Source organism: Streptomyces sp. NPDC044704, from assembly GCF_056433525.1.
On sequence record NZ_JBWKGY010000002.1, the window covers coordinates 319,227 to 334,379 of the forward strand.

The window sequence follows — 15,153 nt, forward strand, 5'->3', positions numbered from 1 at the left end:
ACCTCCACGATGCTTCTGCACTCCGGCCCCCGCTCCCGGCCGGCGAGGCATCCATCTCCCGCCCGCCGCGGAGCAGTTCCGACGACTACCCCCGGGCGCCGAGTGCGAGGTGGAGTGCTCGGGCCCGGGCGTATGGGAGAACCCGATGCCCCTGTCCCAGACCCGTATGCCACGCTCTCACCGGGCCCGACGCACCAGACGGCATGCCGGTGCGGCCCCCGCGGAGGCCGGTGGCCGAAGGGCCTTCCGGCGCCCGCCCCTGTTGTCCGCCGGCGGAGGACCGCATCCCGCGGCCCTCTGCGCCGCGGCCCTCGCCGCCCTGCTCGCCCTGGCCGTCGCGGCCAGGGCGGGCGCGCTGACGCGCCTGTTCGACTTCCTCGACTACGGCGCCGGCGTCCTCTCCCTCGTGTCGCTCACCTCCGCCGTCCTGTGGGGCCTCGCGGCCACGGACCGTACGTTGCTGACCTCCGGTCACCGGATCCTCGCCCAGGGGGCCCACCGCGGCCTCGCCGTCTCGGGGCTCGGCTTCCTCGCCCTGCACGTCTGGGTCAAGATCGCCGAGGCGCAGACCGAAGCCACCGCCGCGTTCGTGCCGTTCACGGACCGGGAACAGCCCGTGCTCATCGGACTGGGCACCCTCGCCGGATACCTCTTCGTCTCCGTCGCGGTCTCCGGCGCCGTCCGCAGCGCCTTCGCCACCAAGGGCCGGTCCATGTGGTGGCGGGCCCTGCACATGGGCGCGTACCCGGCCTGGGGCGCCTCGCTGGTGCACGGACTGAAGGCCGGACGCCCGGCCAGCATGTGGGTCACCGTGGCCTACGGGCTGTGCCTGGCCGGCGTGGCGGGCGTGCTCTTCCTGCGGATGCGGGCCCGGCTGCGCGCGGCCCCGGCCCGCCCGGCCGTCGCGCAGCCCTCCGCTCCCCAGGCCCCCGGGCAGGCGCCGCCGCGCAACCCGAAGCCTTTCGTACGCCAGCCCGCCGAACAGTCCGGGGAACGGCTCACGGCCCGCCTCGCGCGGCAGCTGGACCGCCGCTCCGCCGCCCCCGCCGCCGAACCGGAGGCGGTGCAGGCCGCGTTCGCCGAGGCCGCCACGAGCCAGATGCCCTTCGCGCAGCCCGCGTACGCCGAGGCCCCCACCGGACAGCCCGCCTTCCCGCAGGTCCCGCTCGCCCAACCGGCTTTCGCCCAAGCGGCGTTCGCGCAGCCCGCCTTCGTGCAGAACGCGTTCGGCCAGTCCGCACTCGCGCAGCCCGACTTCGGCCAGTCCGGGCTCGGACAGCCGGACTTCGGCCAGTCCGCCTTCGGCCAGCAGGGATTCGCGCCCTCAGGGTTCGCGCAGCCGCCCGCCGCGCCGCCCGGCGTACCTCCCTCGTTCGCCGGACAGCCCGTCGGCCGGGAGCAGTTCGCCGTGCCCCCGGTCGTCCCGCTGCCGGGCATCCTCTCCCAGGGCGCGGACCCGCTCGCCGACACCCTGCTCATACCGACGGGGGCCGTCGGCCCCGTGGTGGCGGCCCGGGCCGCCCCGCCCTCCGGGCCCGATGGGGCCCCCTACGCCATGATGTTCGTACCCGGCGGCGCCACCACCGCCGACGGCCGCCCCGGCGCCCCGTTCGACGGCGGGCGGGGGCGCGCATGAGCGGCGTCACGCGGCCGGCCCTCGGCTGCGTCGGACAGCCCCGCCTGCTGGCCGGACTCGACACCGCCACCCGCCTCGACCGCGAGGCCCACCTGAGCGTCCACGGCCCGCTGCCCCCGTACAGCCCCGACCAGCTCATCGAACTGGCCGAACGCATCGACCTGCGGGGCCGCGGCGGAGCGGGCTTCCCCTTCGCCCGCAAAGTCCGGGCCGTCACCCGGACCGCCGCCGGCCGCGAAGGCCGTACCGCGGTCGTCGTCAACGGCAGCGAGGGAGAGCCCAGTTGTCTGAAGGACACCGCCCTGCTGCTGCACGTACCGCACCTGGTGCTCGACGGGGCCCTGCTGGCGGCGGCCGCCCTCGGCGCGGAGGACGTGGTCGTCGGCGTCACCCGGGAGGACGTCGAACAGTCGGTGCGCGCCGCCGTCGCCGAACGCGGCCCGGTCGGCAGCCGGGTCCGCGTCGCCCGCCTCCCCGAACGCTTCGTTACGGGCGAGGGGACCTCCCTCATCAACGGCATCGAAGGCGGCCCCGCCCTCCCGTCCGGGCGGAAGGTGCGCACCAGTGACCGGGGCCTCGGCGGCCTGCCCACCCTGCTCTCCAACACGGAGACCTACGCCCAGCTCGCCGTCGCCGCCCGCCTCGGCGCCGACGCCTACTGCGAAGTCGGCCTCCCCGCCGAACCGGGCACCCTCATGCTCACCGTCGGCGGCGCCACCGCCGTCGAGGTGCCGACCGGGACGTCCCTCGCCTACGTACTGGAACTGTGCGGGTCGGATCCCGGCCAGGGAGTCCTCGTGGGCGGCTACCACGGGCGGTGGCTGCCCCCGGCGGCGGCCCGTTCGGCGGCGCTGTCCCGCCAGTCCCTGGCCGCGTACGACGCCGTACTGGGCGCCGGAGCGGTCCTCCCGCTGCCCGAGGACACCTGCCCTGCGGGCGAAGTGGCCCGGGTGACCCGCTGGATGGCGGACGAATCCGCAGGCCAGTGCGGGCCCTGCGTGCGAGGTCTGCCCTCCCTCGCCGACGCGGTGGAGAACCTCGTGGGCGGCGGCGGGAGGGGCGCCCTGGAAGCGGTGGAGGCCCGCATGCGCGCCGTACGCGGCCGCGGCGCGTGCAGTCACCCCGACGGCACCTCCTCCTTCGTCGCCTCCGCGCTCGCCACGTTCCCCGACGAACTGCGCGACCACGCCCTCGGCAGCGGCTGCGGCCGGCGCGTCCTGGGCGCCCTGCCCCTGCCCGCGGACGAGAACCCCGAACGCCTCGTCGTGGACTGGACGCTGTGCAAGGGGCACGGCCTGTGCGTGGACCTGCTGCCCGAAGTCGTGCGCCTGGACGCCGACGGGTACCCGGCGCAGGCCGTCATGCCCGTCCCCGGGCGGCTGCGGCCCAAGGCGCTGCGCGCCGTACGCCGCTGCCCGGCCCTCGCCCTGCGCATCCAGGAATGAGCCCGCTGTGAACGGCCCCGGGAAACCGAGTTCAGGCGTTAGCGCGATCTGACAAATTCCTGGCCATTCGAATTCGACGGACCCCGCAGGCCTTATGAATGACCGAGGACGCAAGAGCGCCGGGCAGAAACCGAAGGAGTGATCGTGAACAGCAAGCGTCGTGCGATATCTGTCGGATCGGTGGCCGCGGTACTGATGTTCGCGGCTGGCTGCGGAGGCGGTACGAACGCCGCCGGAAATGTGAATTCCGTACAGCCGGTCGGAGACGGAAAGGCCATCGGGAGCGACTCGGGATACGGGTCGGGCGGATACGGATCGGATGCCGCGGCCGGCTCGGGTTCCGGTTCCGCCCCCGGGGGCTCCGCCGCGGAGAAGGCGGGCGCCGCCGGGAAGCTGGCGGTCCGGGACATCGCCGAGGTCGGCAGCGTGGTCACCGACAGCGCCGGCGCCACCCTCTACCGCTTCGACAAGGACACGCCCGACCCCGCCAAGTCCAACTGCGACGGAGGCTGCGCCACGACCTGGCCGCCGGTCCCGGCGGACGACGCCACGGCCTCCGCGGGCATCGAGGCCGGCCTCCTCGGCGAGGTGGTCCGCACCGACGGCAGCCGCCAGCTGACCCTCGCGGGCTGGCCCGTCTACCGCTACGCCAAGGACACCAAGCCGGGCGAGGCGAAGGGCGAAGGGGTCGGCGGTACCTGGCACGCGCTCGCGCCGGACGGGAAGAAGGCCGTCGACGCCAAGGGCGGGGCGAAGGGCGGCGGAGCGAAGGAGGAAGGCGCCAAGGAGGACGCGGCGAAGGAAGAAGCCGCGAAGCCGGGGGCGGACGAGTACGGCGGCGGCGCGGCGGACGAGGCGAAAGCCGGAGCCGCCGGGCTCGCCGTGGAAGCCAATGAAAAGCTCGGAAAGATTCTCGTGGACGGAAAGGGAAACACGCTCTACCGGTTCGACAAGGACAGTGCCTGGCCGATGAAGATCGGCTGCGTCGGAGCCTGCCTCGACACCTGGAAGCCCGCCCCGGTGGTGGACAAGACGAAGGTGAAGGGAATTCCCCAGGAATGGATCGGATCGGTGAAACGCCCGGACGGCAGCATGCAATTGACGATCGACTGCTGGCCCGTCTACACGTTCACCGGTGACACCGCGCCCGGGCAGACGAACGGACACGGCAAGCAGAACCTCTGGTTCGCGGTCAACGACGCCGGCAAGAAGGTCGCGGCGCCCCAGTAGCCCCCGCCGGGGGTGTCCACCGACCTCCATCAGCCCGCGCCGGAACCCAGTGAGGCAGACGTGTCCGACTCGCCCCGCATCACCGCCCGCCACCTCCTGCCGTGTGCCGTCGTCCTGCTCGCCTCCCTGCTGTGCGGCGGATGCGCCGGACAGCACGAGAAGGCGCCCGACGACGCCGGGAGCGCCCGCCAGGGCGCTGCCGGCGACCTGGGGCCGGTGTCCACCGCCCGCCCCGCGACCCTCCAGGAGATCGCCGCGGTCCTCGGCTGCACGCCCGAGATCACCGTCGACGCGGAGGAACTCAAGGAGGCGGCCTGCGGGCAGGGGCGGGACGCCTACCGGATGACCACCTTCAGCGCCGACCAGGGCCAGCGCGCCTGGCTCACGGAGTCCTCGATGTACGGGGGCACCTACCTCGTCGGCAACCGCTGGGTCGTCACCGCCGCCAGCGCGGAGGCCCTGGCGCCCCTGCGCGAACGCCTCGGCGGAACGGTCGCGAACGGTGCCTCGCACGCCGCCGCCGGGCAGCCGGAGGACCACCCGGGGGGCCTCCCGGGTGGTCCCTCCGCGACCCCCGGGGACGCGGGCCACGCGGCCGGCGGCGGCCACGGCCCCGGCTCCATGCCGGCGAGCCCGCCCGCGCCCTGAGCGCCACCGCCCGCGGGCGCACCCGTACCTCCCACCGGGGCCCACCTACCAGGCCCCGGTGGGAGTCTTCGCATCCCGGATCCGGTACCCCCGGCGGCGTCCCCGTACGGCCCCGGTGCCGTCAGACGGTCCGGTCGGCGGGCTTCCCGGCGGAGACGGCCGCCGCGTGCAGGGAGCGCAGGGCGAGCAGCAGGACGCCCACGTCGTCGAGGTACACCGGGTCGGGGATCAGGTCCACCGGCGAGACGGTGTAGACGACGGCGACCCAGAACAGCGCCTTGTCGCGCAGCGGGATCCCGGCGTCGAGCAGCAGCTTGCGGGCCTTGAACACCCGCACCAGCAGCACGGCGGCCGCGACCGCCAGCGCGACCGCGAGGACCGCCGCGATGACCAGCCAGACTTTTCCGTCCATGGGACCCTTGTACCCCGTCAGGCGCCCTGCTCCCGCAACCGGCGGCTGACTTCCCCCAGACCGGCCGAGAGCGCGTCGAGCTGCTCGGGGGTGAGGACGTCGACGAGGATCTCCCGGACGGTGGTCACGTGCCCGGGCGCCGCCTCCTCCAGCCTGGCCTGACCGGCGTCGGTGAGGACGGCGAAGACCCCGCGCACGTCGGAGGGGCAGCTGCGGCGCCGGACCAGTCCGGCCTTCTCCATCTGGGTGACCTGGTAGGTCAGCCCGCTCTTGGAGTTGATCAGCCCGTTGGCGAGTTCCGTCATGCGCAGCTCGCGGCCGGGCGCCGCGGCGAGGCGGACGAGGATCTCGTACTGCGGGTGGGACAGTCCGGAGTCGTCCTTGAGCTGCTGGTCGAGCCGCCGGTTCACCAGGGCGGACGCGGCCAGGAAGCCGTTCCAGGCCCGCATCTCGCGGTCGTCCAGCCATCTCGTCTCAGCCATGGGTCCAGCCTACACAGGTTGTTCCAATTTGAATCAGTGGCTAGGGTCGGGGCTGCCGGTTCGAATTTGAACTACTCCTGCCGAGCCGGCCCGACCGGAAGGAATCCCCCCATGACCAGCGCCTCCGCCACCTCGACGAAGGCCCCGGCCCCGGCCGTTCAGCAGGCCGCCGCCCTCCCCGCGGCCACCACCGCACCCTACGACGCCGGACTGCTGCTCCTGCGCCTCGTCCTCGGCCTGACCATCGCCGCCCACGGCACCCAGAAGCTCTTCGGCTGGTTCGGCGGCGGCGGCATCAGCGGCACCGGCCAGTTCTTCACCGCCAGCGGCTACCCGGCGGGCGACGCCATGGCCGTCGTCGCCGGCCTCACCGAAACCCTCGGCGGCCTCGGCCTCGCGGCCGGACTGCTCACCCCGCTCGCCGGAGCGGCCGTCACCGGCACGATGATCAACGCCATCGCCGTCCACGGCACCGGCTCCTTCTTCGCCCCCAAGGGCATGGAGTACGAGCTGCTCCTGGCCGTGGCCGCCGCCGCACTCACCCTCACCGGCCCCGGCCGTCTCGCCGTCGACCGCGCGCTGCCCGTCACCGCCCTGCGTGCCCACACGCTCAAGACGGGCGCCGCCGCCCTCGCCCTCGGCGTGGTCCTCGCAGCCGTGACGCTCCTCGCCCGGAACTGACCGGACGGGCCGATTGACACCGGGGGTTTGGGGGAACAGCGGATGAATGAACCACCCCACACAGGCGATCGAAGACTACGCACTCATCGGCGACCTCATGACCAGCGCACTGGTCGGCCGCGACGGGTCCATCGACTGGCTGTGCCTGCCGCGCTTCGACTCGGCCGCCTGCTTCGCCGCCCTCCTCGGTGACGAGGAGAACGGCCACTGGCGCATCGCCCCGGCCGGCGCCGCCGACGGGGAACGGTGCACGCGCCGTGCCTACGCCCAGGACTCCCTCGTCCTGGAGTCCTTCTGGGAAACCCCGGACGGCACGGTCAAGGTCGTCGACTTCATGCCGCAGCGCGACACCGCGCCCGACGTCGTGCGCATCGTCGAGGGAGTGTCCGGCCGGGTCACCGTCCACAGCACCCTGCGCCTGCGCTTCGACTACGGCCACGTCGTCCCCTGGGTCCGGCGCAGCCAGGGCGACCGGGTCGCCGTCGCCGGACCCGACTCGGCCTGGTTCCGCAGCGAGCCCCCCGTGCGGACCTGGGGCGAGGCGAACAGCACCTGCTCGGAGTTCACCGTCGGCGAGGGGGACAAGGTCGCCTTCGTGCTGACCTGGCACCCCTCGCACGAGCCGCGCCCCGAGCCCGTGGACCCGTACGCGGCACTGGAACAGAGCCTCGCCGACTGGCGGGCGTGGACCGGCCGGTGCCGCTACGAGGGCCCCTACCGCGAAGCCGTCACCCGCTCCCTGATCACCCTCAAGGGCCTGACGTACGCGCCGACCGGCGGCATCGTCGCCGCCGCGACCACCTCGCTGCCGGAGGAACTCGGCGGAGTCCGCAACTGGGACTACCGCTACTGCTGGCTGCGCGACTCCACCCTCACCCTCGGCGCCCTCCTGGCCACCGGATTCCTCGACGAGGCCCGGGCCTGGCGGGCCTGGCTGCTGCGCGCGGCCGCCGGCGACCCGGCCGACCTCCAGATCATGTACGGGATCGCCGGCGAGCGCCGCATCCCCGAGACCGACCTGCCCTGGCTGCGCGGGTACGCCTCCTCGGCGCCCGTGCGCGTCGGGAACGCCGCCGTGGACCAGCTCCAGCTCGACGTGTACGGAGAGGTCATCGACTCCCTGTACCTCGGCCGGTCCTCCGGACTCCCGGCGGAGCGGCACGCCTGGCAGATCCAGCTCGCCCTCCTCGACTTCCTGGAGAAGAACTGGAACCGGCCCGACGAGGGGCTCTGGGAAGTGCGCGGCCCCCGCCGCCACTTCGTGCACTCCAAGGTGATGGCGTGGGTCGCCGCCGACCGGGCCGTGCGCACCATCGAACGCGACCCCGGGGTCCCCGGCGACCTGGAACGCTGGCGGGCCATAAGGGACGAGGTCCACGCCGACGTCTGCGAGCACGGGTACGACGCCGAACGGGGCACCTTCACCCAGTACTACGGCTCGCGCGAGCTCGACGCGGCGACCCTGCTCATCCCCCGGGTGGGCTTCCTGCCGCCGGACGACCCGCGCGTGGTCGGCACCGTCGACGCCGTCCGGGCGGAGCTGGGCAGGAACGGCCTGGTCCGCCGCTACAGCACGGAGGGACCCTCCGTCGACGGGCTGCCCGGGGACGAAGGGGCCTTCCTGGCCTGCTCGTTCTGGCTGGTGGACGCCCTGCACATGACGGGCCGCGGCAAGGAGGCCCGGGAACTGTTCGAACGGCTCCTGGCCGTCCGCAACGACGTGGGCCTGCTGGCCGAGGAGTACGACCCCGTCGCCGGCCGCCAGCTCGGCAACTTCCCCCAGGCGTTCAGCCACATCGGCCTGGTGAACACCGCCCTGACCCTGGCCGGAGAGGAGCTCGGGGCCTGATCCCCGCCCTACCCCGGCCGGTCCGTGCGGGACGCCAGCAGCAGGGCGATGTCGTCGGGGCGGTCGGCGGTGTTGCCGGCCTCCGCGACCAGCCGGTCCGCCATCTCGGTCAGCGGGGACGGCCGGGCGGCGGCCAGGGCGGCCCGCAGCCGCTCCACGCCCGTGTCGATGTCGGTGCCCGGCTTCTCCACCAGCCCGTCCGTGTACAGGGCGAGCACCGCGCCCGGCTCCAGGCGCAGCTCCGTGACCGGGTAGTCCCCGCCCGCGTCGATGCCGAGGACGACCCCGCCCGGCAGGTCCAGTACCTCCGTACGCCCGTCGGGGTGGCGCAGGAGCGGCTGGGGGTGGCCGGCGCGGACGGCGAGGGCGCGGCCGGAGTCCGGGTCGAGCAGGACGTAGCAGCAGCTGGCGAACTGTCCGGGGTCCAGATCGATCAGCAGTTGGTTGGTGCCCCGCATCACTTCCTCCGGCGCGTTGCCGCTGAGCGCGAAGGCCCGTACGGCGCTGCGCAGTTGTCCCATGGTGGCGGCGGCGGACACCCCGTGGCCCTGGACGTCGCCGATGACCAGGGCCAGCAGTCCGGCGCTGGTGACGATGACGTCGTACCAGTCCCCGCCGATGTCCATGCCGTCGGTTCCGGGCAGGTACCGGCCCACGGTGGCCACGTTCGCGAGGACCGGCAGCCGGTGCGGCAGCAGGGCCGCCTGGAGTCCGCGGGCCAGGGCCGCCTCGTTGTCGTAGCGCCGCGCCCGCTCCAGGGCCTGCGCGATCAGGCCGGCCAGCGCGGTGAGGACCGTACGCTCCTCCGGGCTGAAGCCGCGCGGCTCGTCGAAGCCGAGGATGCAGGAGCCCACCGGCCGGCCGGAGGCGATCAGCGGGAGGAAGGCCCGGGCGCCGACGTGCGCGTCCAGCGGGATGCCCGGATAGGCCGCGGCCAGGCGCTCCATCGACTCGAAGAACAGCGGCCGCCCCGAGGTCAGGGTCTCCACGCCGGGCAGCCGCACGTCGAGGGAGACCCCGTCGAAGCGGTTGAGGAACCCCTGGGGGAAACCGGTCTCCCAGGCGAGGTACAGGTGCCGCTCGTCGAGGAGGTAGATGGCCAGCTGGCGGCCGCCGAAAGCGGGCAGCAGCTCGTCGGTGACCACGGCCGACACCTGGCGGGCGGTGACCGCCTCGGTCAGGGCGATGGCGAGGGCCACCGGCCGGTACAGCGCGGAGGCCCGGTCGGCCGGCGATCCCAGCCCGGCGCCGGGCCGCTCGACCGAACCCGGCGCGTACGTGGGCTTCTCCGTGGATCCGACCGTCACCGTCATCCCGTCCGGCCCCGGGAACAGGCCGACCGACAGCCACTCCCCGTCGGGGCCGCGGGCGCGCCGGGCGGCGAAGTGGACCCGTTCGCCGGACAGGAACGCCCCCCTGAAGTGGTCCTCGTAGGCGGGGTGCCCCAGCCAGGGCAGCACCTCCCACAGGACCTGCCCCCGCAGCAGGGGCTCGCCGAGGCCCAGCAGACCCTCGGCGGCGGTGTTGGCGAAGGCGATCCTGCCCCGCCGGTCCACGGACAGCACCGCCCGCGGGAGCCGGTCCACGGCCTGCCGGGCGCCACCGGACGGGGCGGAGGAGGGCGGGCACAGCGGGTCTCCGTTCCAGGTCACCGGCGCACCGGCGGCCCCCAGCGCGACGAGTTCGCGCGCCAGCCGGTCGGCGGCCTCGCGCAGCCGTTCCCGGTCCGCGGGCCCGACCGGCACCCCGGGCGTCGCGGAGCGCATGACCAGCAGCACGCCGAACCGCTCGGAACCGGCGGTGACCGGCTCGTACAGGGAGGCGAAGGTGAACGGCAGTCCGGCCATGAGCTGGGGGAAGCGGCGCATGCCCTCCTCCCCGTCGTGCAGGTGCACGGACTGGCCCGAGCGGTAGGCCTCGGCGACCGGGTAGGGCCGGTTGGCCTGCATCCGCCACCAGGGGCGGAACAGCTGCCCGGGCAGCCCGGCGAGGACGGCCAACCGCAGCAGCCCCTCGTCGTCCGAGCGCAGGTACACCCCGCCCGCGAACCCGCCCAGGGCCTCCACGGCGCCGACGGTGGCACGCACGAGCACCTCGGCCGTGGCGTCGGAGGCTGGGCCGCCGCTGTCCGGTCTCGCCGTCACACAGTCAGCATGCGCCCTCGCCGCCGGGACCTGCATCCCGGCGGACCCCGCCCCCGCGGCCGCATCGGCCCTACGCCCACCCGCACCGCCGGCCCCGGGCCGCCCCCCCCGCGCCCGGTCCGCGAGGCGCCCGCGGGGGAGGGGACCGGCGCCCCGGGCGCGCTCCCTGCCGCGCCCGCACGGACCGCCCGGGCGGTCCGGCCCCGTCGCGCGGGGCCCCGTACGCCGCAGCGACTGACCCGAACGCCTCCCCCGTCCGAGGGACGCACCGCCGACCCGGCCGTCACCCGCGCCCCCGCCGGGGAGGCATGCCGGCATGCACCAGCCGTACGACACGTCCCCGCACCCGGCGCCCGGCGCGGCCTTCTCGGCGGCCGACGCCTTCACGCTCCGCACCGCCCTCGACGCCCTCGGCGGGGTCCGCGACCTCGACACCCTCGACGTCGCCTGCGGGCACGGCGGCTCCGCCGGACTGCTGGCGAGCGGCGGCGCCCGGCGGACCGTGGGCGTTGACAACTGCCCGGACCGCGTCCGCCTCGCCCGCGAACGGCAGGGCGCGGGCGGGGCGGGCGGCGTGGAGTTCGTCGTGGCCGACGCCGCCTCCATGCCGAAGCTCGGCCCCTTCGACCTGGCCACCGCCGTCTACCTGTTCAGCCACGCCCCCGACCGGGACTCCCTGCACGCCATGTTCCGCGGGATCCGAGCCAACCTGCGGCCCGGCGGGCGGCTGCTCACGCTCGTCCGCAACCCCGGCGCCTTCCCGCGGGTGGACTGGTCCCCCTACGGGATGCGCATCCTCGACCGGGTCCCGGACGGGGACGCGCCGCCGCTGCTCAAGGCCCAGTTCCTCACCGAACCCCCGCTGCACTTCGAATACCGCGAATGGGCGCACGCCGACTTCGCCGAAGCCGCGGTCGACGCCGGCTTCAGCACCGTCGGCTGGCAGCCCAGCCGGACCCCGCCCGCCGACGCCGCCCGCGACGAGGCCTACTGGACGGCCTACCGCGCCTGGCCGGTCAGCTCCCTGATGACCTGCACGGCCTGATGCCCCCGGACCACCCCCTCAGGGCCGGTCCGGAGGAGCACCGTCCGTGGCGGTCGCCCGCACCAGCTCGACGATCCGGTCCCGGGCCGCCCGGCCCTCCGGGAGCGGCATGAGCGGGTACCCGTGCGGCAGGCCCGGCTCCTCGTGCCACTCCACCTCGGCCCCGGCCGCGCGGGCCCGGTTCAGCAGCTCGCGGCTGTCGGTGCTGAGCACGTCCCGGGTCCCCGTGAACACCGTCAGCGGCGCGAGCCCGGCGAACGACCCGTGCAGCGGACTCACCCGGGGGTCGTCGGCGGCGAGCGTGCCCGCGTACAGCCGGCCGGCCTCCACCAGTCCCGGCCGGGCCAGCATCGGGTCGCCCGGCTCGATCGCCGCCTGGCCGGGATGGCTCATCGTCACGTCCAGCCAGGGGGAGATCAGCACGATCCGGGACGGCTGCGCGCCGGTCCGCTCCCGCAGCCGCTGCGCGGCGGCCAGCGCCAGCCCCGCACCCGCGGAGTCCCCGATCAGCACCGTCCCGCCGGCGCCGCCGCTCTCGATCAGGCCGCTGAGCAGATCGGTGGCCACCGGGACCGTCCGGTCCGCGGTGCCGCGCGGGGCGAGGATGTACGCCGGTACGACGACCCGGGCCCGCGCCCGGGTGACCAGGGTGCGGATCAGCGACCAGTGCGGCCGGACCAGCTCGTTGATGTACGCGCCGCCGTGCACGTACAGCACCCGCGTCACCGGCTCCTCCCCGCGCGGGGAGGCGTCGTAGACCGGCCAGGCCCCGACGAAGGTCCGCGAGACCTCCGCGACCCGGCCCAGCGAGCGCGGCGGCAGGTGGGACGAGGGCCTGCGGGCCGTTTCCGCGACCCTGGCCCGTACCGCCTCGGCACTGGCGAACCGTCTTCGCCGTCCCGTCGCGATCAGCGCGGCCGAAAGCGCCCTGCTGCGCAGACTCGGCACGCCCCTCACCTCCCCTTTTCCCCTGCCCCGGACCCCGGTCCCGGGCCCCTGCCCCGTCACCTGAGGAGCATAGGCGTGAAGCTGCGCTGTCGACCCGCTTAAGAAAGTCTCGATGGACTGATCACCACGCCGCTCGGCACATTGGTGCACGTCACCGACGCCACCCGCGCCCCAGCGGCCCCGGCGCCCCCTTCCGCATGCCTGGAGCCACCCATGAAGGCACTCGTCAAGCACAAGGCCGAGCCCGGGCTGTGGCTCATGGACGTCCCCGAGCCCGAATACGGCCCCGGCGACGTGCTGATCAGGGTGCTGCGGACCGGCATCTGCGGGACCGACCTGCACATCCGTTCCTGGGACGGCTGGGCGCAGGGCGCCGTCAAGACCCCGCTCGTCCTCGGCCACGAGTTCGTCGGCGAGGTCGCGGCGCTCGGCGCGGACGTCCGCGACATCGAGATCGGCGCCCTGGTCAGCGGCGAGGGCCACCTGGTGTGCGGAAAGTGCCGCAACTGCCTGGCCGGACGCCGCCACCTGTGCCGCAGCACGATCGGTCTCGGCGTGGGGCGCGACGGCGCCTTCGCCGAGTACGTGGTCCTGCCCGCGCAGAACGTGTGGGTGCACCGGACGGCCGTGGACCTGGACGTGGCGGCCATCTTCGACCCGTTCGGCAACGCCGTGCACACCGCGCTGTCCTTCCCGCTGGTCGGCGAGGACGTGCTCATCACCGGCGCCGGCCCGATCGGCATCATGGCCGCGGCCGTGGCCCGGCACGCCGGTGCGCGCAACGTGGTCATCACCGACGTCAGCCCCGAGCGCCTCGAAATCGCCCGCAAGGCCGGAGCCACCCTCGCGGTCAACGTCGCCGAGTCCTCGATCGCCGACGCGCAGGCGCAGCTCGGCCTGCGCGAGGGCTTCGACATCGGCCTGGAGATGTCGGGCCGCGCCGAGGCCGTGCGCGACATGATCGACAACATGACGCACGGCGGGCGCATCGCCATGCTGGGCCTGCCGGCCCAGGAATTCCCTGTCGACTGGGCGAAGGTCGTCACCTCGATGATCACCATCAAGGGGATCTACGGCCGCGAGATGTTCGAGACCTGGTACGCGATGACCGTGCTGCTGGAGGGCGGGCTGGACCTGTCCCCGGTCATCACCGGCCGCTACTCGCACCGCGACTTCGAAGCCGCCTTCGACGAGGCCGCCACCGCCCGCAGCGGCAAGATCATCCTGGACTGGACGGCGTAAGCGGCGGGGCTCGGCCCCCGCCCGGGTCCGGATCCCCGGCCCGCCCCGAGACCATCTCCCTCCGGCCGGGCCTCGCACACCCTCCCCCCTCCGCGGGGCCCGGCCCCCTCCTTCCCGTCCTCCTCCGTCCGCCGGGCGGCACCGGCACCGGCACACCGCACTAGGAGAACCGCATCATGTTCGAGTCCGTCCGCGAGGACCTCCGCTCCACCCTCGACGAGATCCGCGCAGCGGGCCTGCACAAGCCCGAGCGCGTCATCGGCACCCCGCAGAACGCCGCCGTCGCCGTGACCGCGGGCGGCGCCCCGGGCGAGGTCCTCAACTTCTGCGCCAACAACTACCTCGGACTCGCGGACCACCCCGAGGTCGTCGCCGCGGCGAAGGACGCGCTGGACCGCTGGGGCTACGGCATGGCCTCCGTCCGCTTCATCTGCGGCACGCAGGAGGTCCACAAGGAGCTGGAGGCACGGCTGTCCTCGTTCCTCGGCCAGGAGGACACGATCCTCTACTCCTCCTGCTTCGACGCCAACGGCGGTGTCTTCGAGACCCTCCTCGGCGCCGAGGACGCGGTCATCTCCGACGCCCTCAACCACGCCTCGATCATCGACGGCATCCGCCTCTCCAAGGCCCGCCGCTTCCGGTACGCCAACCGCGACCTCGCCGAGCTGGAGACCCGGCTGAAGGAAGCCACCGAGGGCGGCGCCCGCCGCAAGCTGATCGTCACCGACGGCGTGTTCTCCATGGACGGCTACGTCGCCCCCCTCGCCGAGATCTGCGACCTCGCCGACCGGTACGACGCCATGGTCATGGTCGACGACTCGCACGCCGTGGGCTTCGTCGGCCCCGGCGGCCGCGGCACCCCCGAACTGCACGGGGTCATGGACCGCGTCGACATCATCACCGGCACCCTCGGCAAGGCGCTCGGCGGCGCCTCCGGCGGCTACGTCGCGGCCCGCGCCGAGATCGTGGAACTGCTGCGCCAGCGCTCGCGCCCCTACCTCTTCTCCAACTCCCTCGCCCCGGTGATCGCCGCGGCCTCCCTGAAGGTCCTGGACCTGCTGGAGTCGGCCGGGGACCTGCGCGAGCACCTCGCCGCCAACACCGCGCTCTTCCGTTCGAAGATGACCGAGGCGGGCTTCGAGATCCTGCCCGGCGACCACGCCATCGCCCCCGTCATGATCGGCGACGCGGCCGAGGCGGCGAAGATGGCGGAGCTGCTGCTGGAGCGCGGCGTCTACGTGATCGGCTTCTCGTACCCGGTCGTGCCCCTGGGCGCGGCCCGCATCCGCGTGCAGCTCTCGGCGGCCCACTCGACGGCCGACGTGGAGCGCGCGGTGGCCGCGTTCGTGGACGCCCGTACGGCTCTCTCCGCTGCTCAGGGCTGACATCAT

At 74.2% G+C, this 15,153-nt stretch carries 13 protein-coding genes; 9 read left to right on the forward strand and 4 right to left on the reverse strand.

Annotated elements, in window-relative coordinates; genetic code table 11:
- The first annotated feature begins 262 nt into the window (after positions 1-262).
- From AC07B0_RS05805 to AC07B0_RS05820, 4 genes are all read left to right on the forward strand, one after another.
- A complete protein-coding gene (locus tag AC07B0_RS05805; protein ID WP_478896917.1) occupies positions 263-1,636 on the forward strand; it encodes a hypothetical protein in 1,374 nt (457 codons plus the stop codon).
- Positions 1,633-3,081, forward strand: a complete 1,449-nt coding sequence (locus AC07B0_RS05810; protein WP_356870516.1) for an NADH-ubiquinone oxidoreductase-F iron-sulfur binding region domain-containing protein — start codon at positions 1,633-1,635, stop codon at positions 3,079-3,081. Before AC07B0_RS05805 ends, AC07B0_RS05810 begins: the two co-directional genes overlap by 4 nt.
- A 144-nt stretch (positions 3,082-3,225) precedes the next feature.
- Positions 3,226-4,311: an SCO0930 family lipoprotein gene (locus AC07B0_RS05815; protein ID WP_356870518.1), complete on the forward strand. Its 1,086-nt coding sequence runs from the start codon at positions 3,226-3,228 to the stop codon at positions 4,309-4,311.
- A 60-nt stretch (positions 4,312-4,371) separates the two neighbouring features.
- Positions 4,372-4,959 (forward strand): hypothetical protein, encoded by a 588-nt coding sequence (locus AC07B0_RS05820; protein ID WP_478896919.1) that lies wholly within the window; start codon positions 4,372-4,374, stop codon positions 4,957-4,959.
- Positions 4,960-5,080: 121 nt separating this feature from the next.
- On the opposite strand, the gene AC07B0_RS05825 is transcribed toward AC07B0_RS05820, so the two are convergent.
- A complete protein-coding gene (locus AC07B0_RS05825) occupies positions 5,081-5,371 on the reverse strand; it encodes a YkvA family protein (RefSeq protein ID WP_469377443.1) in 291 nt (96 codons plus the stop codon).
- Positions 5,372-5,388: 17 nt separating this feature from the next.
- Positions 5,389-5,853, reverse strand: coding sequence for a MarR family winged helix-turn-helix transcriptional regulator (locus tag AC07B0_RS05830; protein WP_356870524.1), 465 nt, complete (start codon positions 5,851-5,853; stop codon positions 5,389-5,391).
- A gap of 111 nt (positions 5,854-5,964) precedes the next feature.
- Here AC07B0_RS05830 and AC07B0_RS05835 point away from each other — a divergent pair, with 111 nt between their 5' ends.
- Both AC07B0_RS05835 and AC07B0_RS05840 read left to right on the forward strand, forming a co-directional pair.
- The gene (locus tag AC07B0_RS05835) at positions 5,965-6,534 is read left to right on the forward strand and encodes a DoxX family protein (protein ID WP_478896921.1); all 570 of its coding nucleotides are present in this window, start codon (positions 5,965-5,967) and stop codon (positions 6,532-6,534) included.
- 46 nt (positions 6,535-6,580) lie between these two features.
- Entirely contained in the window at positions 6,581-8,383 is a 1,803-nt protein-coding gene (locus AC07B0_RS05840) for a glycoside hydrolase family 15 protein (protein WP_478896923.1), read from the forward strand.
- A gap of 8 nt (positions 8,384-8,391) precedes the next feature.
- On the opposite strand, the gene AC07B0_RS05845 is transcribed toward AC07B0_RS05840, so the two are convergent.
- Complete coding sequence (locus AC07B0_RS05845) at positions 8,392-10,563, reverse strand: GAF domain-containing SpoIIE family protein phosphatase (protein WP_478896925.1); 2,172 nt, start codon at positions 10,561-10,563, stop codon at positions 8,392-8,394.
- 280 nt (positions 10,564-10,843) lie between these two features.
- Here AC07B0_RS05845 and AC07B0_RS05850 point away from each other — a divergent pair, with 280 nt between their 5' ends.
- Positions 10,844-11,572 carry a class I SAM-dependent methyltransferase gene (locus AC07B0_RS05850; protein ID WP_469377437.1) on the forward strand — a complete coding sequence of 243 codons (729 nt, stop codon included), beginning with the start codon at positions 10,844-10,846 and terminating at the stop codon, positions 11,570-11,572.
- A gap of 18 nt (positions 11,573-11,590) precedes the next feature.
- Here AC07B0_RS05850 and AC07B0_RS05855 read toward each other — a convergent pair whose 3' ends face one another.
- Complete coding sequence (locus AC07B0_RS05855) at positions 11,591-12,520, reverse strand: alpha/beta hydrolase (RefSeq protein ID WP_356870534.1); 930 nt, start codon at positions 12,518-12,520, stop codon at positions 11,591-11,593.
- Between the two features lie 213 nt (positions 12,521-12,733).
- On the opposite strand from AC07B0_RS05855, the gene tdh reads away from it, so the two are divergent.
- Together tdh and AC07B0_RS05865 are read left to right on the forward strand one after the other, a co-directional pair.
- Complete coding sequence (gene tdh / locus AC07B0_RS05860; RefSeq protein ID WP_356870536.1) at positions 12,734-13,762, forward strand: L-threonine 3-dehydrogenase; 1,029 nt, start codon at positions 12,734-12,736, stop codon at positions 13,760-13,762.
- A gap of 176 nt (positions 13,763-13,938) precedes the next feature.
- A complete protein-coding gene (locus AC07B0_RS05865; protein WP_356870538.1) occupies positions 13,939-15,147 on the forward strand; it encodes a glycine C-acetyltransferase in 1,209 nt (402 codons plus the stop codon).
- Positions 15,148-15,153: the final 6 nt, after the last annotated feature.

Excerpts from the sequence above, each read along its gene's own strand:
- AC07B0_RS05845 (WP_478896925.1), bottom strand. The coding sequence starts at position 10,563 with ATGCAGGTCCCGGCGGCGAGGGCGCATGCTGACTGTGTGACGGCGAGA.
- AC07B0_RS05840 (WP_478896923.1), top strand. The coding sequence starts at position 6,581 with ATGAACCACCCCACACAGGCGATCGAAGACTACGCACTCATCGGCGAC.
- tdh (WP_356870536.1), top strand. The coding sequence starts at position 12,734 with ATGAAGGCACTCGTCAAGCACAAGGCCGAGCCCGGGCTGTGGCTCATG.
- AC07B0_RS05865 (WP_356870538.1), top strand. The coding sequence starts at position 13,939 with ATGTTCGAGTCCGTCCGCGAGGACCTCCGCTCCACCCTCGACGAGATC.
- AC07B0_RS05850 (WP_469377437.1), top strand. The coding sequence starts at position 10,844 with ATGCACCAGCCGTACGACACGTCCCCGCACCCGGCGCCCGGCGCGGCC.
- AC07B0_RS05810 (WP_356870516.1), top strand. The coding sequence starts at position 1,633 with ATGAGCGGCGTCACGCGGCCGGCCCTCGGCTGCGTCGGACAGCCCCGC.
- AC07B0_RS05835 (WP_478896921.1), top strand. The coding sequence starts at position 5,965 with ATGACCAGCGCCTCCGCCACCTCGACGAAGGCCCCGGCCCCGGCCGTT.
- AC07B0_RS05825 (WP_469377443.1), bottom strand. The coding sequence starts at position 5,371 with ATGGACGGAAAAGTCTGGCTGGTCATCGCGGCGGTCCTCGCGGTCGCG.
- AC07B0_RS05830 (WP_356870524.1), bottom strand. The coding sequence starts at position 5,853 with ATGGCTGAGACGAGATGGCTGGACGACCGCGAGATGCGGGCCTGGAAC.